Origin of the sequence: Klebsiella ornithinolytica NBRC 105727 = ATCC 31898 (genome assembly GCF_001598295.1) — a bacterium.
GTDB lineage: Bacteria > Pseudomonadota > Gammaproteobacteria > Enterobacterales > Enterobacteriaceae > Klebsiella > Klebsiella ornithinolytica.
In genome coordinates, this window is record NZ_BCYR01000002.1 from 291813 (window position 1) to 310140 (window position 18328).

Consider the following 18328-nt stretch of genomic DNA (forward strand, 5'->3'; position numbering starts at 1 on the left):
ATTTCACCCTGCAGCGATGTTTTGTAAAGTGCCTGACACGAGAAAATGAACGCTAACATATTTTCCGATTATAACTTATCCCGTGGCGATATCTCTGTTCGTTATGTTTTTCAAAAAATGTTCTCACCGCAGGACACTCTCGTGGCCGTGGAGTGTTTAAGCCGCTTCGATTCTATTCCTGTGGCCCCGGAATTTTTCTTTCGCCATGCTAATGCGGCACTCCGTGAAAGTATTTTCATGGAGCAACTGGCATTGATTGAAAAGCACCGGACATGGTTTATTGACAATGGTATTTCAGCCACAATCAATGTTGACGATCATATTCTCGGAATTTTGAGCCAGCCGCAAATCGAAACCTACATTAACCATCTGAAGTGTGTACATTTTGAGGTTACGGAAAATGCCAATAGCCTGCTGAATAATGCATTAGCCAGCTGGAAAAGTCCCCAGACGTCCACACTGTGGCTCGATGATTTTGGTTCTGGTTATGCCGGCATTAATGCTATTCGCGGATACCATTTTGATTATGTCAAAATTGACAAAGATTTTTTCTGGCATCTCATGCAGAAAGAGTCCGGGCGACCGCTGATGGATGCGCTGGTGACATTCCTGTCACGTAATAACCACAATGTCATTATTGAAGGTGTCGAGAGCGAAGCACATAAAAACTGGCTTAAGGGAATGGAGTGGTTTGCTATTCAGGGCCATTACTGGAAAGAAGTCAGTATTGAACAACTGGTTCAGGAAAGAGTTAGCGCATAAAAATACCGCATGATTGCGGTATTTTTATGCGCTAAATATCACACGCTTAATTATACACAAGTTCCCAGGTTGCCCAGCTGGTCAATGGACCGGTTGTCGCTTTTTCCGGGGACGGTGTGACATAGCCGATATAATAAGTAAATACACCGCCATTAACCGATTTTTCAACAATCGGCACCCGATTTTGCTGCGGGTCGGCGGGGACAATTTTATTACTCTTATCCAGCGTATTATTATCATTGGTGGACAGCGCCAGATAGATATTGCGCGCCCCATCCGCTAACGTGTTCGCCAGATAGCCCGCATTTTCATTCGCGACGGCATCGACCATAAATCCATCAATCCAGCGCACATTCACCGCACGAATCTCATTTTTATCCGCCGCGCCGCCATCATGGCGGAGCTGACAATTCGACAACTCAAGAGTGAAAGGCTGCGGCTTCATAAATGCGCCGGCCCCGCGGCCGTGGACTTCCGCCAGGCTCACCGGCGCCAGCCAGACATTGCCGCTGCCGGCATTATTCGCGCCGTTAAGCGCCACGCTACAGGAGATATCCGTCACCCGGCCGACAAAATCAACGCGTCCGTTATCGTAATTGGTCATAAAACCGTAGGCCGACGAGGCGGCAAGCATCGCGCCAGCGACGGCCAGCCTGATGCATTGTCGGCCATATGTGCCACATCCATATTGCTTCATGCCCGCCTCCTGAATTAATCGTACGTCAGGTTAAAGATCATGTGCGATTCCACCTCGCCGGTACTGGTTGTCGGCAGGTATTGGTAAAATCGCGCATGATAAGGTTGCGTAAAGTAACGCGTCTCCTGAGAACGCAACGTGCCTACGCTGTACTTCTTGTTAAATTCCAGCGGTACGCCATCCTTCAGTACCTGAATCCCGACCCCTTTGGCGGCGGAACTCCCGGTTTTTTCATTGAGCAACGCCCCTTGTTTGAGCGTGGTGCTGGTTGCCAGAGTTCCGGAAAAAGAGGTCTGGATATTGGCATATCCCGACTCGCTTAACCCGCCGCTGCACTGCAGCTCGATATTAAAATCCCGACCGCCCGCCGTTGTGCCGACCCCTTTCAGATCGCTACGCTTAATGGTGCCCACATCAACGTTCATATTCTTCCCGCTCAGGACCGTACAGGAAGGTGAGACAATGGTGATCGCATTGGCGCTCAGGTAGGTTTCCAGAATCGGGTTATTCCCCCTTTCCCAGTCATAGGAGGTATATTTCCCCGCCGCCAGCGTACCGCTGCCGGTCGTCGACGACGTTTTAATAATCTCCAGCGTAAAGCGGGAACCTTCCAGCGAGTAGTTGGTGGTCCGGTTGATGGTGGAGGAGAAAACGTCGGGATAGATGATGTTCACCGTCGCGCCGCCGCGACTAAAGCGCATGCCGATACCGGGCACGTTGGTGGAGTAGATCTTATTCCCCAGATCGGTGGAGCCTGTAGAAACAATCTTCGCCGCAAAGCGGTTAGTACCGGCGGTACAGCTGTAGCTGGCCCCGCCCGGCGCATTCATCGTCCAGTCCCGGGAGACAATCACCGAGCCCACCGGCAGATCGGGGGGAACCACAACCCTGCCAACGACCATATCCAGGTTCACCGTAGGCTGCGAAAGGCGCGTACAGGCAGCCCAGGCGGAGGTGGTCCCCAGCGCCATTAAGCCAATAAAAAGCGTCAGTTGTTTACTCAGCGACATACCGTTTCCTTTAATTTTGCCTGGCCCAGATCCACCGTACATTGTCCGCTGCTCCACTTGACGATCGCCTGCTTAACCCCGGCGTCGCTGATAAACATCATGCTGCCCTGACCAACAACCCCAATATCCTTACCGGACGGATCCAGAATGGTGGCGGCAAACGGCAGCGGTTGGCCATTGGCCTGGCGCGCCTGAAGCGTGAGGGTATTCTGTACCGTGGTATCAAACGAGACTTTCACCACGCTGCCTTCCCACGGAACGACCTGAGCCACCGTACGCTCAAAGGCGATATCCTCCTGGCTGCCTTTCGGATCGATCTCGACGGCGTTGATCCGGTAAGGTCGCAGATAGGGCAGGATGGCATAGCCGTTACTGTCGACGCGCGTCCCAGGTGAACCCGGCAACATGGCGCCCGCCGCATCTTTGGCTTCAATCAGCGCCAGGGTATTGCCGCTCTCCGGTGAGAACACCACGCCATGACGATGGGCGATCAGCGTCCCGCTGGCACCCAGCCCGCTCTGCCGGTAACCTTCACCCTGGCTATAGCTGCCGTTAAGCGTGGTCCACGGCGTACGGTAGCTGCCGTTTAAGGCGACATCATGCTGACCACCGGTCGCTGCGGTCGTTGAAATGCCGTAGTTGAGGTTGTTCTCACTATCCAGCGAACCGTTAACCCCAATCTGCGAGCTGCCGAAATGCGAATTGTTGAAGGTGGTGTTCGACGTCAGGTTGGCGGTACGGTTCTCACCAAACCACAGCGGATAGCTGAAATTCAGCGAGATGCGATCGTCACGACGATGGCCGGAGTTATCCGGCGTATACACGCGCTGCGCGCTGGCTGACCATGAGAGACGGCCGAACATATTGTTGTAGCTAAGCTGGTATTGCTTCTCGGTACCCGAACGGTTCCAGTAATCTGAAATCTGGCCACTCAGATAAAAACCGCCCCAGCCGTCCGGCAGGTTCTGGTTAACGGTGAAGGTCATGCCGTTTTTCTGTCGCCACAGCGTATAGTTGTTATTGCGGTTCTTCTCCTGATCGACGGCGTACAGCGCATCGTTCAGGTTATAGTAGCCTTTCGTGGAGTAGCGATACGCCGCCAGCACGATGCTGGTCTGGGTATCGGTAAACATCCGGTTAAAGGTGGCGCGATAGCTCTGCCCTTTTTCATCCAGGGTATCGCTCTTCAGTCGCGACTGGGTAATGTCAAATGACAGCGCGCCAATACCGGTATTCATCCCGGCCCCCAGCAGAAACGCCTGATAATCATCAAAACCGGTCACGCCGGTATAGCCGGTAAACATGTTGCTCAGGCCACGCTGCCAGGTAGCCTGGTAGAGCATGGGCTTATTGCGCAGCGAATTATCATCGACTTTACCGGCCGACAGCGCATAGCGAGTCATACCCGGACGCAGCAGCTGTGCCACCGACGCATACGGCACGCTGAAGACCTGCACCGATCCATCGGCCTCTTTTACCGACACCTCAAGGTCGTTACCGTACCCGGACGGGTAAACATCCTGCAAAGTAAACGGCCCCGGCGGTACCGAGGTCTGATAGATAATATTGTTGCCCTGACGCACCGTCACCAGAGCATTGCTCTGCGCCACGCCGCGAATTTCCGGCGCGTAGGAGCGCATTCCGTCCGGGAACATATTGTCGTCGGTCGCCAGGTTGACCCCACGCAGACCGATGGTGTCGAAGAATTCGCCGTTGGTAAATATCTGCCCGCCGCTGACAATCGAGTTGATTTGCGGGATCGGCCGCTGAAGGTAGGTCTGGTTACTGTTCCAGTGCGCCTTCCCCTGCTGCTGCTGCCAGTTCAGGTTACCGATGTGCTTGAGTAACCAACCGTCCCAGGAGAAGCCGGCGTTAACGCCGAGATAGGCGCTGCTGTTGTCGGAGCCGTTGGCGGCAGAGGTATGGCTGGTCCAGGTGTTCGCCATCCAGCCAAGATTCAGCGCCGCAATGCCTTTATCCCAGAATTCCGGGCTGACAAAATTTTTCAGGCGCTGATCTTCGTAGATTTGCGGTACAGAAACTTCCAGCCGCAGCGAGGACTGTATCAGGTTATCTTTAACGTTTTCTTCGTTACGCCACTCCTTCAGCCGTCCACAGTAACCTGCCTGCTGACTCAGCTGAGGATTGAGTTTTTCTGCCGCAATCCCGTAGCGCTCAAGCATTTCACGGGTGTAGCAGATCCCCATGTTGCCGTCTTTATCGCGGGTGACGTTCAGTTCATAGCGCCCTTTCCACTCATTGTTGGTATACACATCGAGCGAATAGGTCCCTTCCGTGATAGCACTGGCGGAGAAGCGAGACAGATCGACCTTTTCCCGGCTGCCAACGATAAAACCATCATTAAACTGGTATACCGTTCCCGGGCTTTCCTGTCCGCTGGAAACTGGCGGAAAACAGAACAGCGCCATCGCGATCGCTGTACTTAATCTTCCCGGGCAGATAGACCTCTGCTTCATGATCGTGTCCCTTATTTAACGGCTACTTTCACTGCCACATCTGCGCCATAGTCATTGATATTATTAATCGTCAGGGTCTCGCCTCGGCTCACAGAAGAAGAGAGGGCCACGGTCTGACTGGACTGCGGAGCCAGCATCACCGTTTTGCTGTTCAGGGCTTTACCGCCATCGCGGGAAATACGGCTGACGGTGAGATAAAATGGCGTAGGGTTGCTGATAGACAGGCTGCTACCGCTGGCTGAAAGCGCTAATTTCTCCGGCGCCGCGTCGCGGTTACCCAGTCCGACAGGACGGTAAATAAACTTAAAGCGCGAACGGATCGCCAGCTGGAGGACGTTTTGCCCTTCATTTTTCTGGTTGGCCACCACCGGCGGGATTTCCAGAAGATTCAGCCACCACAGCGTCTCTTTATTTTGTGCCAGTCCGGCGGCGCTACCCAATTTAATACGTAAAGTCTGCCCGCTCTTTGCATCAACGCGTGAAATCGGGGGTGTAATAATAAACGGCGTGGTAATGGTATCCGGCGTAGCATCGGCATTGCCGTTATCCAGCCAGGCTTGCGCCAGCGCCGGACGGTCTGCGGTATTAGAAAGCTGTACCGTTATTTCTTTTTCATTTCCAGGATAAATAAAGCGGGTGCCGTTGACGATAATATTGTTGGCATTGGCCGCAACACTAAAAATGAAACAGAAAAAAAGGGCAATATGCTTCATGCTGACCTCAGAATAAAAAAAATAAGCGGCAGCAACTGCCGCTTTATCATTGTTTTAAACCGCCTCGAGAAAGGCGGTTTTATTTTCTGGCGATAATTACTGGTAAGTAATTTCGTAGGTCGCGTAGCTGTTAACCACACCGGTGGTAACAGAAGCCGGGGTGTTGGTTGCATAACCAACGTAGTAAGTGAAGCGTGCGCCATCCTGAACGGCGGTTGCGTCGCCTTTCGCTTTCGGCTGAGTGCTCACGCCCGGGATGATTTTGTTGGTCAGCGCAGTCGCGCTATCGGTGGACAGAACCAGCTGAATATCTTTCGCGCCAGAGGCTTCGGTGTTTGCCAGGTAGCCCTGCTGCTCAGTCGTTGCGCCAGCCAGCAGGTTACCGCCGGTCCAGTTCACACCCAGTTTGCTCACGTCGTCTTGTTTGTCGCCGTTAGCAGCCTGGCAATCAGAGACGTCAATGGTGAAAGATTTAGGCTTCAGGTAGGTATTAGCCGCCGCTGCTTTAACTTCGGTCAGGGTAACCGGTGACAGGTAAACGTTAGCATCGCTGCCCTGGCCGTTAACGGAAACAGTACAGGAGACATCGGTAACTTTACCGAAGAAATTAACCTGGCCACCGCCAACATTCGTATCAGCTGCGTTCGCTGCAGTCATACCGAAAAATGCTGTTGCCATAGCTGCAGAGAGAAGAACCTTTTTCATTGCCATTTCCTTGTCAGAGTGAGTTTTATATCAATAAACCAACAGTAAACCTGCACAAAAGTCAGAAGCGTTATGCGATGCTCACTTGTGCAACTGTGAATAGAAACTTCGACTGACCGGAAGCCGCAATATTTAAGGCGTCAGGACGCGAACTCCGTTTAAAGAATTCGTTAATGCTGTCGGCGTCAAAGAATGCTATTTTTCGCCAACAAATATACATTTGCTTAAAACTTGTTACATCGGGTTAGAGATAGATTTCAGCTATTGATAATCGAAAAACAATAGACAAAAACAAATACAAAGTTATTTACATCAGAGGGAATAAGGCGCGGGTGATATATTTCGCAGAGGGATTATCATGGCAAATAATACGATCCCATGACTATAGCGAACATTCTGAATAATACTGAGAGGTGGCTTGCTGAAATAGCATAAAAACGGTTAAAAAAAAATATTCACCTCCTGCAACCTGGCGTTTAGCTGCCCGCTACAGCGGCAGATGGAAGTGCTGCCTCAGCGCGAGCCTGCCTGTCGGGGTGATACTCACTTCGCGAAATCCCGGCGTCAGGGTGAACCAGCCGTTTCGCTGACCATGCTGCAACAATGCAGCCCCGACGGCGCCACCGGGATGGAAACGCCGCTCGCTCCAGTCCAGACATGCGCAGCATACCCTGCGCCGGTTCCCGGCCGGCAAAGTGATGCCTGAACGGGCAAACTGCGCCTCGCCGACCGGCGTCAGCGCGCTCCCGTCCGGCACAATCCACGCCTCGCGCAAGAGAAAATCATAAATCGCCACCGCCACTTCACCAGCAAGATGATCGTAGCAGGTTCGCGCCGTACGCAGATTCACCGGGGTCCGGGTGGTCAGCACAATGGCACTTTTCCCGGCCATCGCCATCATATTCTCCAGCAGTCCGGCAACATCGGCACTCGCCAGCCGGTAATAGCGATGCCGTCCCTGCGCCAGACAAACCAGCAAATGGGTGCTGACCAGACGGCTGAGATGGGCGCTGGCGGTTGAGGCCGAGACTTCGGCCACCGTCGCCAGCTCCGTCGCGGTCCACGCGCGCCCATCCATTAATGCACAGAGCATTTTCACCCGTGAAGCATCGGCCATGGCGGACGCCAGCGCGGTGATGGCCACGGCCAACGACTCATCATCTTCAATAACATGGGCTGGTTTTAGCATAACGCCTCACAAGGTGGTGGCCCAGGAACGCGTGACTTCCTGTGCCAGTGGAAAGTTATCGGTCACCAGAATCAGGCGGTTCGCATGATCGCTGTACTGGGTCAGGATATTCACCCCGCGTTCGGCCAGCGCATGAGCTATCGCGCCCAGCTCGCCGGGCTGTTCCTGTTTTAATCTGCGAATAAGCGGCAGGTAGACGCCCGCTACCGGGATCCCCGCCTGCTCCAGCACCGTTCTGGCCCGCTCCCCTTCTGCGACCAGAAAATGGGCGTGGCATTGATTGTCGACGGTGAAAACCCCGCCACCTTCAAGCCCCACGCCATGTTTCCCCAGCGTTTGGCCTAACAGCGCCAGCTGACCAGGACGATTTGGCAGAATGACATGAATATCATACATCGCCGCGCCCCTCCTGCATTTCTGAACCCCAGCCGCGAATGACCTGCACAATGCGAATCTGGTAAGAGGCAAAAATAGTCGCTTTGCCCTCCTCCTGGGCCGCCTGATGGCAGAGATTGTTTTTCCAGGCCCGCACCGCCTCTTCATCGCGCCACCAGGACAGAGACAGGATCTTGCCCGGCGTGGTCAGACTTTGAAAACGTTCAATGCTAATAAAGCCGTCAAGCGTATCAAGCAACGGCCTGAGCTCCGCCGCCAGCGCCAGGTAACGGGCCTGTTTTGCCGGGGTGACATCGGCTTCAAAGAGTACCGCAATCATCGTGTCGTCCTTCCTCAATCAACAGTGACGCCACTTTATCGTATCCATAAAGCCCGATACTTCGCTGCCAGACGAAGTATGCCCTGCCCAAAAACACGGGAAAATCCCGCCAGCGCATCCACTCAGGCCATCCATAGCGGCGGTTTTCAAAAAAACACATGGTGATAGCAATATTTTTTTAATGCATAAGGGTCGCGGGAGTCGCGTTCAATGCATTGTTTTTTAATTAAAAAATAAAAATACCTTCAAATTCCCGTCATCTTACCGACATGAAAGTGTGATCTAAATCGCACTTTTTGCAACGCTGGTTATAGTTAGCAGGCTTATTATAAACCCATCGAAAGCACAACGCTTTCCACCTGAAAAGTTAAAAGGAAAAACACCATGAAAAACGTAAAATTACTTGCCGCTGCCGGTATGCTCTCTCTGGTTTCTTTCGCCAGCTTCGCTCAGCACCCGGTCAGCGTAACGGCTGATACCCTGGATAGCGCAGAAGCTAAAATTGCGACCATCGCTAAAGATCAAGGCGCGTCTTACCACATTACCGAAGCCTATACCGGTAACCAGGTTCATATGACCGCTGAGCTGTCCAAATAAGAGAATGGTTGCAGAGGGAGCTGCCGGACAGGCCGCCTTACGGCGGCTCGTTTCGCTCCCGCTTCACGATAACCACGCAGCAATGTCGGGCCCCTTTATGGGGCTTTTTTTGTTAATGCGCGCTGTATCGACAGCACGCTCAGCAACACCACGATTAGCCCCACCAGCGCCACCCCTTCAATCTTCTGTCCAAGACAGATCCAGCCCAGAAGCACTGCCGTCACCGGACTCAGCAGACTGAGTGCTGAGACAGCGACCGATGGGAGACGGCTAATCCCGCGGAACCACAGCCCATAGGCCAGCATCGCGCCGGCCACGCAGAGCCACAGATAGCCGGCCGCCTGGGTCCACGTCACCCCCTGCAACGGCGGATCCACCAGCCATGCAACGGGAGCCAGTACCACGCCGCCAATCAACAATTGCCAGCCGGTCAGCGCCACCACCGGTAGCGAAATCGCCCAGCGGCGAGACAGCCAGGTCCCCAGCGCCATGCTGACCGCACCTGAAAATGCCGCCATGATCCCCAGCGGATCCAGCACCGTATGCGGCGACAGCAGCAGCAGCGCCATGCCGATAATGCCAGTCACTGCCGAGAGCACCGCCACCCACGGCGAGCGCTGCCTGTCGACACCCCACGCCAGCATCATGACCAGCAGCGGCTGAATTGCCCCAATCACTGCAGCCAGCCCGCCGGGTAACCGGTAAGCGGCAATAAACAGCAGCGCCTGAAAAGCGCCGATATTGAGGATCCCGGTAACAATAAGCTTCCACCACTCATTGCGCAGAGGAAAACGGCGGCACCAGATAAGCAGCGCAATCCCTGCGGGCAGCACCCGTAGCAGCGCCGCAATAAAAGGTCTGTCCGGGGGTAAAAACTGGGAGGTGACAATGTAGGTCGTCCCCCAGATGGCCGGAGCCAGGGCGGTCAACAGCAAATCAATAACGGGAGAGCGTGAGAAAAAGGTCATGATTTTATCTTCACATCAAGGTAAATTAGTCGTTAAAGTATGTATCGACAGATATCTTGATATCAAGATAAGTAGGCACAATTGGACAAATCATCTCAGGCTGACGCCGTAGATCGCATTCTTGAACAGTGGAAACGGGAGCGCCCGGATCTGGATTGCAGCCCGATGGGCCCCATCGGGCGCCTGAAGCGCTGCGCTCTGCTGCTGGAGCCGCGCGTAGAGTCCGCCTTTATCCGCCACGATCTGGTGCGCTGGGAGTTTGACATGCTGGCCACCCTTCGTCGGGCAGGCTCGCCGTTTATCCTCTCCCCGACTCAGCTTTTCTCTACGCTGATGATCACCTCTGGCACCATGACGCATCGGCTTAAGGCGCTGGAAAAACGGGGTTTTATTACCCGTTTGCCGGATCCTGACGATGCGCGGAGTCTGCTGGTCGCCCTGACCGAGGCGGGGCGCGAGCGGATCGATGAGGCTGTGGAAAGCCACGTAGAAAACGAACGCCAGCTGCTGGCCGGACTCTCCACGGAGCAGCGCCAGCAGCTGGATCGGGCGCTGAAGGTCTTTATGCGCCTGCTGGAAGAGCCCTAGCAACCGGCAGCAATATAATCGCCGTTGGCGCTCATCGGGATCACGGTCAGAAACAGCACGCAGGCAAAGAGAATCAGAAGGACGCCGCCGGCAATTTTTACCGCCGGCAGCAGCCATTTCAGGCGACCGTCATCCCAGGCAAACAGGCCGATCGCCCGTTCACGCGCGTAGCGTACCGCCAGCGAGAGGCCGAGAATTGATATTGCCGTCCCCAGTGACATCGTCATGACCGCGGCAATTCCCCAGCTGACGATCCCCAGCGCATTGGAAAACAGCAGGATCATTATCGCCCCGCTGCAGGGCCTGGCGCCGATAGCCAGGACCACGCCAAGCCGGGTTTGCCAGTCAGCTCCCAGCCCGCGGCCAACGCCGTGAGCTCCGCAGCCGCACGTTTCGCTATGTTCATGCAGCGGAGTCAAGGTCGCGATCGTCATTTTTCGCGGCCGCAGGCTTTTGAGCGCTTGATATATCACATATGCGCCAAACGCCCCCACCATCAGGGCGCTGATTTTCTCTACGTACCAGCGGCTGGTACTGAGATCGCCGGACGCAAGGTTCAGCCCTACGGCCAGAATAAATACAAACAGGATAGCGCTCACCCCCTGCATCAGGCTGCCAAGAAACGGCACTACCCGCGCCGCCAGCAGGCTCTCTTTGTTGGTGCTGAGATAGGTGGTGACGATAAATTTACCGTGTCCGGGGCCAACGGCATGCAGCACACCGTAAAGGAATGCGCCGCCCAGCAGCCACATCCCGCCGCTATACTGATGGTTATTGAGCTGCAAAAGATACATCACCAGGTAGCGATGGAGCATAATTTGCGTTGCCAGACACCACTGTAAAAAAGCCTCCCAGTGCGCATACAGCGTCAGCCCGGCCCACAGCAGCGCCAGGAGTGGTAACCCCAGCGACAGCAGACGCCAGTCACGGGTTAGCATGCGAGTTGTCATCATTTTTACCATTACGTGAATCTGAATATCCGCCCGGCGGTAGCGGTGAGCGTCGCCGCCAGCCCGCGATATTGCCTGTAGATTGCATTTTGCAATGCCCGTCAAATACGCATACCATCTGCCCATTCTACCGTCGTCGGGCAAGGAGAGGCTTGTGGAACATAATAACGCATCAGCGCAACCAGACAGCCACGAGAGCCGCTTTCATAAAGAAGAGTTTCCCTTCTTCTGGGTGGTCAACGTTTATGCAAAGTATACGCAGCTGATGGAAATCGAATTAAAAAAAATCGACATCGACCTTTCCCGATTCCGGGTATTGATGCTGGTCCATCAGTACCACAGAGCCAGTATCTCCCGCATCACCGAATACGCCGTCAGTAAAATGCCCACCGTCACCAAAATCGTAGGGCGCCTGCGTGACGACGGGCTGCTGACTACCCACGTCAGCGCCAGCGATGGTCGGGTCACCGAAGCGGAACTCACCCCCGCAGGCCAGGCAAAGGTCGCCGAGGCCAAAGTACTGAGTCAAAAAGTGTTCGCCCGGGCATTTAAGGGCATTACCCCTGCCCAAGAGAAGAAAATGAACCACGTGCTGTCCCTGCTGCTGCACAACCTCAATGACTGATCTCCCTCTTCCACAGTCGCGACAATAACCTTTGTAAAGAAAAGGCTATTGTCGTTTTCTCGCCCTACCCTTCGTTTTTCGCACGCTTTTTTATCATTTTTTTAACTTATATTTTGCGGTTTATTTTGTGAGCTCCCTCAAGAGATTAAAATATAACTATCAAAAAATAAACATATAAATCAATTAATTAAAAATTTTTATTTGTTTATAAAATGTTCTTATAGCCCAGGATGATGTGAAAAATACGTTACAAATTACTTGAAGTTTCAAGTTTTAATGACAAGATTATCTCAGATTCAATTCAGTCTGTTTTTTATACATTCGTCCTTCACTCGTTATCGTTAAACGGAAAAGTGAACCATGGCTAATGAACATCGTACAGGCATGACATCCGCCCATTCCGGGTTTATCTCGCGCTTTACGCTGGGTACCGGCGCGCTGACGTTTGCCGCCAAAGATACTCTCGATATCGCCGGTTATCCCACTCGTGCCGGCAGCCCGGTGTTACAAAATGCCCCGGAGGCGACAGCGCATGCGACGGTGATTCAACAGCTGCTCGATAGCGGTGGTTGTCAGCTGCAGGGGAAAACGACGCTTCATGAGCTGGCCTTTGGCGTGACCGGGATCAATGCCTGGAGCGGAACGCCGCTCAACCCGCGCTACCCGGCGCTGATTCCCGGCGGTTCGTCGAGCGGTTCGGCAACCGTGGTGGCCGCCGGAGAGGTCGATTTTGCGATTGGCACCGATACCGGGGGTTCCGTGCGGATGCCTGCCGCCTGCTGTGGCATCGTCGGCCTGAAGCCGACCTGGGGGCGGGTGAGCCGTCAAGGGGTGATGCCGGCCGACAGTTCGCTGGACTGCGTGGGATTTTTCAGTCGCGATGTCGCCACGTTACGTCAGGTGTTGGCGCGACTCCCAGGCGAAATCGCCCCAGCCGTCAGCGCCCACCAGGCGGCCACGGCCTTTCTCTTCGGCCATGCCACGACGGACATTGAACAGCTGATTCGCGCCCGTCTGACGCAGGCGGGAATGTTTCCCGCAGACGCGACGCTGCCGGCATTTGCCGAGGCGCATCAGGCAGGGCTGACGGTCATCTCCCAGGAGAACTGGCAGGCGTTTCAATCTCTCGCGGAGGAGCCTGAACTGGCCGAGGATGTCGCCGTGCGCCTGCGCGCCGGCGCGGAAATCAGCCCGCACCAGCGCCAGGCGGCAGAGCGCATTCGCCAGACCTTTACCGAGGCTGTCGATGCGCAACTCGCCCGCGCGCCGTTTATTTTACTGCCGACGCTGCCGGCCTGCCCGCCGACGCTGGAAGAGGCGGCGAATCCACTCAATGTGGTGAACCTGACCCGGCTGGTGCGCCCGTTCAATTTAAGCGGTCATCCGGCGCTGACACTTCCCGTTGGCGAGATAAACCAGCGGCCGGTCGCCCTGCAAATTGTTGCGGGGAAAAATAAAGACTATGAATTACTCTGTTTTGCTGAATCGCTAATGGCAAAACTGCAATACCCGTCAGACTCGCAGAGCAAATAAAATAATACATCCTGAATAATCTGCTTTACCGTGCCGCGGCCACTCAGTGGCTAAGCGAAATAAATATCGCCAGCGCACCGATAATCAGAAACATGACGGACATAAATATTTATTCTATTTAACTGGAAGAGGCTTAGTCGTATGTTAAACCCATCTGCAACGCTGCGTGCGGAAAAGACCCCGTACGCCAGTAATAGTGAATTCAGCGAATTGCTCGACGAATTAAAAAAGCGCAGCGAGGAGTTCGAACAACAACGCTATATCTCTGACGATATTATTTCGCGTTTTAAACAGGCTGGTGTTTATCGTGCGCTGGTGCCCACGCAATATGGCGGCGATGAAATCTCGCCAGCCGAATTCTGTCAGCTGATTGAGACCATCGCCACCGCCGACGGTTCCGCCGGATGGGTCGCCAGCTTTGGCATGAATCCCTTCTACCTCGGCGGCCTGCCGCTCAGTACGCTGGATGAGATCTATCGCCACGGCCCGGACGTGGTGTTTGCCGGCGGTATTTTTCCCCCGCAGAAAGCCATCGCTCAGGACGGCGGTTTTCAGGTCAGCGGGCGCTGGAGCTTCGCCAGCGGCTGTACCGGAGCCGAACTGATTGGCGTCGGTATTCTGCCGGACGACGGCTCCGCTCGTCCGCTGCCGCGTATCGCGGTGCTCCCCGCCGATCGCTTCACCATCGATCCGGTGTGGAATACAGTGGGTCTGGCGGGGACCGGCAGTCATGACGTGGTGCTCAAGGAGGCGTTTGTCCCCCAGGAGTGGACCTTTATCCGCGGCGGCGAACTCAGTCTCGAGGGCGCGCTCTACCGCTACCCGGTGCTGTCGCTGGCGACGCAGGTGCTCTCAGTGGTGGCGCTGGGCATCGCCCGCGCCGCGCTGGCCGAAATCTATGCCATCGCCGAACGCCAGAGTTCGGTCACCGGCGCCCCCTGTCTGGCCGATCGCCAGTTTGCGCAGATGGATATTGCCCATTGTGAAGCGGAGCTGCGCTCGGCCCGCTGCTGGTTTTACGATGCCATCGACGATGTCTGGCAGGTCATTTTACGCGGCGATGAACCCGATGCCGGGATGATCAACGCCCTGCGCCTGTCATCGACGCACGTTACCCGCGTCTCTTCATCGGTGACCACCCGTGCGCTCAGGCTGGCCGGAATGCCCGGTATTACCATGCGCAGCCCGCTCCAGCGCTACGCCCGCGACACGATGGTCATCACTCAGCACGCCTTTATGGGCGAGCTGACCTATATCAACGCCGGAAATATGTTCTTCGGCCACCCGCCGCTGCCCGGCTATTTATAACCCTTTAAGGAGTATGACGATGATCCGCGTTCTGTTTTGTATTGGCGTAAATCAAAACTTTTTCGATGCCCCCCGGAGGTCGGCAAACAGGTCTGGGCCGCGTTTGGCGAGATGATGAAAGGTATCGAACGCACTGACGGCATTCAGGTTATCGGCAATATGGATGACGATCGGGTAATGGTCGGGCCTTCTACCGGCTGGCCGTGGACCACCTACGTCCTCGCCGATGCGCATGATTTTGACGCCGTCACCGCCGCCTGCAATCTGTTCCGCAGCATTCAGGTCGGCCCGGGACCAGACCGGCTGTGGAAATATTGCAAAGTTGAAGCTCGTACCGGGCGCGAATTAATTATTCAGGCGTAACTTATGAATCTGGAAAAGTGTCTGCAGCGTCTGGATAAACTCGAAGCGGCCAATCAGATTCGCAACCTGATGAGTCAATATATGCATTTATGTGACGATTTATCTTATCCGGATATCGCGCAGGAAATTGCTGACTTATTTTGTGAAGATGCTATCTGGGAAGGTCTCGGCAGTTTATACCAAAACAAACTGGGACGTTATTCCGGGCGAAAAAACATTGCCCAAATGATGGCCCGTTATATTAGCGAGCCCGCACACTTTGCCATCAACGTTCATTATTTAACGTCCGAATATATTGATATTGGCGCAGAGAATGAGGCTATCGGGCGCTGGAAAATGTTACAGGTTTCCACCTTTCGCGCCGGAGGGTCGCATCTCAACAGCGCAGAACTGGTGATTCGCTTTAAAAAAACAGGCGAGCGCTGGCTCATAGACCATTTCACCACCCGTAACTTATTGAGTCGTCCGGTGGATTACTGGCACTCGCCGGTGGATTTACCCGTACCCGACACTACGCGGTCCCCGGAATGATTCCGCGGGCAGCCGATGCCTCTGCCCGCAGAAACATCACCGAGACTCAGGAGATTAAGCAATGTCTGAATGTATTCCGGTAAAAAATATTGAGAGCGGCTACGACGCCGCCACGCTGGGCGCCCTGGTACAGTCCGACCGGGTTCATACCTCGCTGTACACCTCCGGCGACATTTTCGCCCTTGAGATCGAGAAGATTTTTAACCAGACCTGGGTCTGGGTCGGACACGAAAGTGAAGTCCCGGACGCGGGCAGCTTTAAGTCCTCTATGGTCGGAACGCAGCCGGTCATCGTGGTACGCGATCGCAAAGGCAACATCAACGTCCTGCTGAACCGCTGTCGCCACCGCGCCGCCACCGTTTGCGAACACCGCAGCGGCAAAACCAACAGCTTTGTCTGCCCCTATCACGGCTGGGGTTACGGCCTCGACGGCGCCCTGCGCGGCGTACCGCATCCGGAAAGCTACGGCGATACCCTGGATAAAGCGCAGCTCGGCATGGTGCGTCTGCGCAGCGAAAGCTACGCGGGAATGATTTTCGCCACCTTCAACCAGCAGATGGAACCGCTGACCGACTTCCTCGGACCGGCCATGAAATGGATGGATCTGTTTATGAAACAGGGGGCGGGCTACCCGCTGCAGGCGACCACCGCCCACCGCTTCCGCTTCCCCGGCAACTGGAAGATTCAGCTGGAAAATACCACCGATGGCTATCACTTTCCCATCGTACATAAGTCCTTTCTGAGCTCCGTCGATAAGCAAACGGAAGAGATGCTCAACTTCGTTGACGGCAAAGGTTTTGTCGAAGATCTCGGAAACGGCCACAGCGTGATGGTGATGATCCCGGAACTGATTGACCTTGAAGAGAATCTCGATGCGCCGGTGCCGGATCGCTTCCTTGAACTGGCTCAGGCGCTGCGAGAAGAGGGCCACGAAGAGCAGCAGGTGCGCCGCATCGTCCGCGCCGTGGGCGGCAGCGGCTTCAACCTGAACCTGTTCCCCAACGTTGCCTGCTCGATGGCGTTCTTCCGCGTGCTGCAACCCGTCTCAGTGCAGGAGACCGAAATCCACCACGTGGTGCTGACGATGAAAGATGGCCCGGCGATTGCCAACCAGGCGCGTCTGCGGATGCATGAACACTTCCAGGGCCCGATGGGCTTTGGCACGCCGGATGATTCTGAAGCCTGGGAGCGCGTCCAGCGCGGCGGCGGCGCGGGCAACGATCTGTGGATCATGCTCAATCGCGGCCTGCCGGGAGAGACGCGCACCGCCGATGGACTGCGCAGCGACGTCAGCGCCGAAACCGGCATGCGTGCCGCCTATCAGCAGTGGAAAAAGTACATGACCGCAGAAAACCGGGGGCAAAAATGAGCGCACAACAGACTTTAACCGCCGCCATTCACTTTATTAATCAAGAGGCGGACCTGCTCGACCAGGGCGAATTCCACGAGTGGCTGACGCTGTGGCAGCCGCAGGGGATGTACATCATTCCTGTCGATCGGCAGACGACCGATTTCGCCAACGCGCTGAATTACGCCTATGACAATCAGGCCATGCGCGAGAAGCGCGTCCATCGTCTGTACAGCGGCGAGTCGATCTCGACGACGCCGCGCGCACGCACCATCCGCATGATCGGCCGCCACCGCCTGATCGAGGCCAGCGACCAGCGTGTCGAGATCCGCTGCGCCCAGTTTCTGTATGAGTACCGCAAAGGTAAAGAACACCATTACGTCGCCGACCTGAGCTACACCCTGGTGCCGCAGGGCGAGCGCTTTCTTATCGCGCAGAAGGTCGTCCGGCTGATTAACGCCGACGATTATCTGCATAGCATTGGCTACATCCTGTGAGGCTGCAATGACAAGAACCGTACTCGTAACCGGCGCCGGCAGCGGCCTCGGGCTGACGATTAGCCGCCATCTGTGGCAGCTGGGTTATCAGGTGGCGATGGCGGATATCGCCATCGACATCGCGTGCGAGGGGGCCCGGCAGATCGATGCCGATCGACGGCGGCTGCTGCCCCTGGCGCTGGATATCCGCGAACCCGAACACTTTCACGCTGCGCTGGCGCAGATCGACGAACGATTTGGCGGGCTGGATGTGCTGGTGAACAACGCGGCGCTCACGCTGACCACGCCGATCATGGAGATCTCCGTTGAGGAGTTCGATCGCGTCACCAGCACCAACCTGCGGGGCACCTTTCTCGGCTGTCAGATTGTTGGCCGTTATTTTAGTCAACGCCGACAGGGCAACATTATCAATCTCGCCTCGCTGGCGGGACAAAACGGCGGCACCGCCTCCGGCGCCCATTATGCGGCCTCGAAAGGCGGCATTCTGACGCTGACGAAAGTGTTTGCCCGCGCGCTGAGCGCCGCCGGGGTCAGCGTCAACGCCATAGCCCCCGGCCCGCTCGATTTACCGTCCGTTCATGCGGCGGTAGCGGAAGAAAAAATGCCGGCGCTGCTGGAGATGATCCCGATGAAACGCCTGGGCGATCCGCGGCTGGTCGCCCGCGCGGTAGAGCTGCTGGCCGACCCGTCCGCCACCTTTATCACCGGGGCGACCTGGGATATCAACGGCGGCATCTATATGCGTTAAGCCC

21 protein-coding genes are annotated in these 18328 nt (G+C 55.4%); 11 read left to right on the forward strand and 10 right to left on the reverse strand.

Annotation, left to right across the window (positions count from 1 at the left end):
* Window positions 1–45: 45 nt before the first annotated feature.
* Window positions 46–762, forward strand: a complete 717-nt coding sequence (mrkJ, locus tag ROR01S_RS05330) for a cyclic-di-GMP phosphodiesterase MrkJ (protein WP_064359177.1) — start codon at window positions 46–48, stop codon at window positions 760–762.
* 46 nt (window positions 763–808) lie between these two features.
* Here mrkJ and ROR01S_RS05335 read toward each other — a convergent pair whose 3' ends face one another.
* The 8 genes from ROR01S_RS05335 to ROR01S_RS05370 form a co-directional block, all read right to left on the reverse strand.
* Complete coding sequence (locus tag ROR01S_RS05335) at window positions 809–1396, reverse strand: fimbrial protein (protein WP_077266776.1); 588 nt, start codon at window positions 1394–1396, stop codon at window positions 809–811.
* Window positions 1397–1473: 77 nt separating this feature from the next.
* Window positions 1474–2469, reverse strand: a complete 996-nt coding sequence (locus tag ROR01S_RS05340) for a fimbrial protein (RefSeq protein WP_004867219.1) — start codon at window positions 2467–2469, stop codon at window positions 1474–1476.
* On the reverse strand, window positions 2460–4946 hold the full coding sequence (locus tag ROR01S_RS05345) for a fimbria/pilus outer membrane usher protein (RefSeq protein WP_015585825.1): 2487 nt from the start codon (window positions 4944–4946) through the stop codon (window positions 2460–2462). Before ROR01S_RS05345 ends, ROR01S_RS05340 begins: the two co-directional genes overlap by 10 nt.
* A gap of 11 nt (window positions 4947–4957) precedes the next feature.
* The gene (locus ROR01S_RS05350; protein WP_004867227.1) at window positions 4958–5659 is read right to left on the reverse strand and encodes a fimbrial biogenesis chaperone; all 702 of its coding nucleotides are present in this window, start codon (window positions 5657–5659) and stop codon (window positions 4958–4960) included.
* A 96-nt stretch (window positions 5660–5755) separates the two neighbouring features.
* The gene (locus ROR01S_RS05355) at window positions 5756–6364 is read right to left on the reverse strand and encodes a fimbrial protein (RefSeq protein ID WP_004867230.1); all 609 of its coding nucleotides are present in this window, start codon (window positions 6362–6364) and stop codon (window positions 5756–5758) included.
* A gap of 487 nt (window positions 6365–6851) precedes the next feature.
* Window positions 6852–7553, reverse strand: coding sequence for an ArsR/SmtB family transcription factor (locus ROR01S_RS05360; RefSeq protein ID WP_064359178.1), 702 nt, complete (start codon window positions 7551–7553; stop codon window positions 6852–6854).
* A gap of 6 nt (window positions 7554–7559) precedes the next feature.
* Window positions 7560–7949 carry an amino acid-binding protein gene (locus ROR01S_RS05365; protein ID WP_044350963.1) on the reverse strand — a complete coding sequence of 130 codons (390 nt, stop codon included), beginning with the start codon at window positions 7947–7949 and terminating at the stop codon, window positions 7560–7562.
* The gene (locus tag ROR01S_RS05370) at window positions 7942–8268 is read right to left on the reverse strand and encodes an antibiotic biosynthesis monooxygenase family protein (RefSeq protein WP_015585823.1); all 327 of its coding nucleotides are present in this window, start codon (window positions 8266–8268) and stop codon (window positions 7942–7944) included. Before ROR01S_RS05370 ends, ROR01S_RS05365 begins: the two co-directional genes overlap by 8 nt.
* A 384-nt stretch (window positions 8269–8652) precedes the next feature.
* On the opposite strand from ROR01S_RS05370, the gene ROR01S_RS05375 reads away from it, so the two are divergent.
* The gene (locus ROR01S_RS05375; protein WP_015585822.1) at window positions 8653–8865 is read left to right on the forward strand and encodes a YdgH/BhsA/McbA-like domain containing protein; all 213 of its coding nucleotides are present in this window, start codon (window positions 8653–8655) and stop codon (window positions 8863–8865) included.
* Between the two features lie 95 nt (window positions 8866–8960).
* Here ROR01S_RS05375 and ROR01S_RS05380 read toward each other — a convergent pair whose 3' ends face one another.
* Window positions 8961–9833, reverse strand: coding sequence for an EamA family transporter (locus ROR01S_RS05380; RefSeq protein ID WP_032718199.1), 873 nt, complete (start codon window positions 9831–9833; stop codon window positions 8961–8963).
* Between the two features lie 81 nt (window positions 9834–9914).
* Between ROR01S_RS05380 and ROR01S_RS05385 the strand changes: the two genes are divergently transcribed.
* The gene (locus ROR01S_RS05385; RefSeq protein ID WP_004867242.1) at window positions 9915–10421 is read left to right on the forward strand and encodes a MarR family winged helix-turn-helix transcriptional regulator; all 507 of its coding nucleotides are present in this window, start codon (window positions 9915–9917) and stop codon (window positions 10419–10421) included.
* On the opposite strand, the gene ROR01S_RS05390 is transcribed toward ROR01S_RS05385, so the two are convergent.
* Window positions 10418–11371, reverse strand: coding sequence for a nickel/cobalt transporter (locus ROR01S_RS05390; protein WP_064359268.1), 954 nt, complete (start codon window positions 11369–11371; stop codon window positions 10418–10420). The two genes, ROR01S_RS05385 and ROR01S_RS05390, sit on opposite strands and share 4 nt — an antisense overlap.
* A gap of 154 nt (window positions 11372–11525) precedes the next feature.
* Here ROR01S_RS05390 and ROR01S_RS05395 point away from each other — a divergent pair, with 154 nt between their 5' ends.
* From ROR01S_RS05395 to ROR01S_RS05430, 8 genes are all read left to right on the forward strand, one after another.
* Window positions 11526–11996 (forward strand): MarR family winged helix-turn-helix transcriptional regulator, encoded by a 471-nt coding sequence (locus ROR01S_RS05395; protein WP_015585819.1) that lies wholly within the window; start codon window positions 11526–11528, stop codon window positions 11994–11996.
* 360 nt (window positions 11997–12356) lie between these two features.
* Complete coding sequence (locus ROR01S_RS05400; RefSeq protein ID WP_064359179.1) at window positions 12357–13529, forward strand: amidase; 1173 nt, start codon at window positions 12357–12359, stop codon at window positions 13527–13529.
* Window positions 13530–13670: 141 nt separating this feature from the next.
* On the forward strand, window positions 13671–14837 hold the full coding sequence (locus ROR01S_RS05405; protein WP_004867253.1) for an acyl-CoA dehydrogenase family protein: 1167 nt from the start codon (window positions 13671–13673) through the stop codon (window positions 14835–14837).
* 111 nt (window positions 14838–14948) lie between these two features.
* Window positions 14949–15200 carry an IacB protein gene (locus ROR01S_RS05410; RefSeq protein WP_255265537.1) on the forward strand — a complete coding sequence of 84 codons (252 nt, stop codon included), beginning with the start codon at window positions 14949–14951 and terminating at the stop codon, window positions 15198–15200.
* A gap of 3 nt (window positions 15201–15203) precedes the next feature.
* Entirely contained in the window at window positions 15204–15731 is a 528-nt protein-coding gene (locus tag ROR01S_RS05415; RefSeq protein ID WP_064359180.1) for a nuclear transport factor 2 family protein, read from the forward strand.
* A gap of 61 nt (window positions 15732–15792) precedes the next feature.
* Window positions 15793–17100: an aromatic ring-hydroxylating oxygenase subunit alpha gene (locus ROR01S_RS05420; protein ID WP_004867258.1), complete on the forward strand. Its 1308-nt coding sequence runs from the start codon at window positions 15793–15795 to the stop codon at window positions 17098–17100.
* Window positions 17097–17576, forward strand: coding sequence for an aromatic-ring-hydroxylating dioxygenase subunit beta (locus ROR01S_RS05425; RefSeq protein ID WP_004867261.1), 480 nt, complete (start codon window positions 17097–17099; stop codon window positions 17574–17576). Before ROR01S_RS05420 ends, ROR01S_RS05425 begins: the two co-directional genes overlap by 4 nt.
* Before the next feature lie 7 nt (window positions 17577–17583).
* On the forward strand, window positions 17584–18324 hold the full coding sequence (locus ROR01S_RS05430) for an SDR family NAD(P)-dependent oxidoreductase (RefSeq protein ID WP_064359181.1): 741 nt from the start codon (window positions 17584–17586) through the stop codon (window positions 18322–18324).
* Window positions 18325–18328 lie beyond the last annotated feature (4 nt).

What these genes read in the sequence shown, in the direction of transcription:
- mrkJ (WP_064359177.1), top strand. Translation starts at nt 46, where the DNA reads ATGAACGCTAACATATTTTCCGATTATAACTTATCCCGTGGCGATATC.
- ROR01S_RS05335 (WP_077266776.1), bottom strand. Translation starts at nt 1,396, where the DNA reads ATGCTTGCCGCCTCGTCGGCCTACGGTTTTATGACCAATTACGATAAC.
- ROR01S_RS05340 (WP_004867219.1), bottom strand. Translation starts at nt 2,469, where the DNA reads ATGTCGCTGAGTAAACAACTGACGCTTTTTATTGGCTTAATGGCGCTG.
- ROR01S_RS05345 (WP_015585825.1), bottom strand. Translation starts at nt 4,946, where the DNA reads ATGAAGCAGAGGTCTATCTGCCCGGGAAGATTAAGTACAGCGATCGCG.
- ROR01S_RS05350 (WP_004867227.1), bottom strand. Translation starts at nt 5,659, where the DNA reads ATGAAGCATATTGCCCTTTTTTTCTGTTTCATTTTTAGTGTTGCGGCC.
- ROR01S_RS05355 (WP_004867230.1), bottom strand. Translation starts at nt 6,364, where the DNA reads ATGAAAAAGGTTCTTCTCTCTGCAGCTATGGCAACAGCATTTTTCGGT.
- ROR01S_RS05360 (WP_064359178.1), bottom strand. Translation starts at nt 7,553, where the DNA reads ATGCTAAAACCAGCCCATGTTATTGAAGATGATGAGTCGTTGGCCGTG.
- ROR01S_RS05365 (WP_044350963.1), bottom strand. Translation starts at nt 7,949, where the DNA reads ATGTATGATATTCATGTCATTCTGCCAAATCGTCCTGGTCAGCTGGCG.
- ROR01S_RS05370 (WP_015585823.1), bottom strand. Translation starts at nt 8,268, where the DNA reads ATGATTGCGGTACTCTTTGAAGCCGATGTCACCCCGGCAAAACAGGCC.
- ROR01S_RS05375 (WP_015585822.1), top strand. Translation starts at nt 8,653, where the DNA reads ATGAAAAACGTAAAATTACTTGCCGCTGCCGGTATGCTCTCTCTGGTT.
- ROR01S_RS05380 (WP_032718199.1), bottom strand. Translation starts at nt 9,833, where the DNA reads ATGACCTTTTTCTCACGCTCTCCCGTTATTGATTTGCTGTTGACCGCC.
- ROR01S_RS05390 (WP_064359268.1), bottom strand. Translation starts at nt 11,371, where the DNA reads ATGACAACTCGCATGCTAACCCGTGACTGGCGTCTGCTGTCGCTGGGG.
- ROR01S_RS05400 (WP_064359179.1), top strand. Translation starts at nt 12,357, where the DNA reads ATGGCTAATGAACATCGTACAGGCATGACATCCGCCCATTCCGGGTTT.
- ROR01S_RS05405 (WP_004867253.1), top strand. Translation starts at nt 13,671, where the DNA reads ATGTTAAACCCATCTGCAACGCTGCGTGCGGAAAAGACCCCGTACGCC.
- ROR01S_RS05410 (WP_255265537.1), top strand. Translation starts at nt 14,949, where the DNA reads ATGATGAAAGGTATCGAACGCACTGACGGCATTCAGGTTATCGGCAAT.
- ROR01S_RS05415 (WP_064359180.1), top strand. Translation starts at nt 15,204, where the DNA reads ATGAATCTGGAAAAGTGTCTGCAGCGTCTGGATAAACTCGAAGCGGCC.
- ROR01S_RS05420 (WP_004867258.1), top strand. Translation starts at nt 15,793, where the DNA reads ATGTCTGAATGTATTCCGGTAAAAAATATTGAGAGCGGCTACGACGCC.
- ROR01S_RS05425 (WP_004867261.1), top strand. Translation starts at nt 17,097, where the DNA reads ATGAGCGCACAACAGACTTTAACCGCCGCCATTCACTTTATTAATCAA.
- ROR01S_RS05430 (WP_064359181.1), top strand. Translation starts at nt 17,584, where the DNA reads ATGACAAGAACCGTACTCGTAACCGGCGCCGGCAGCGGCCTCGGGCTG.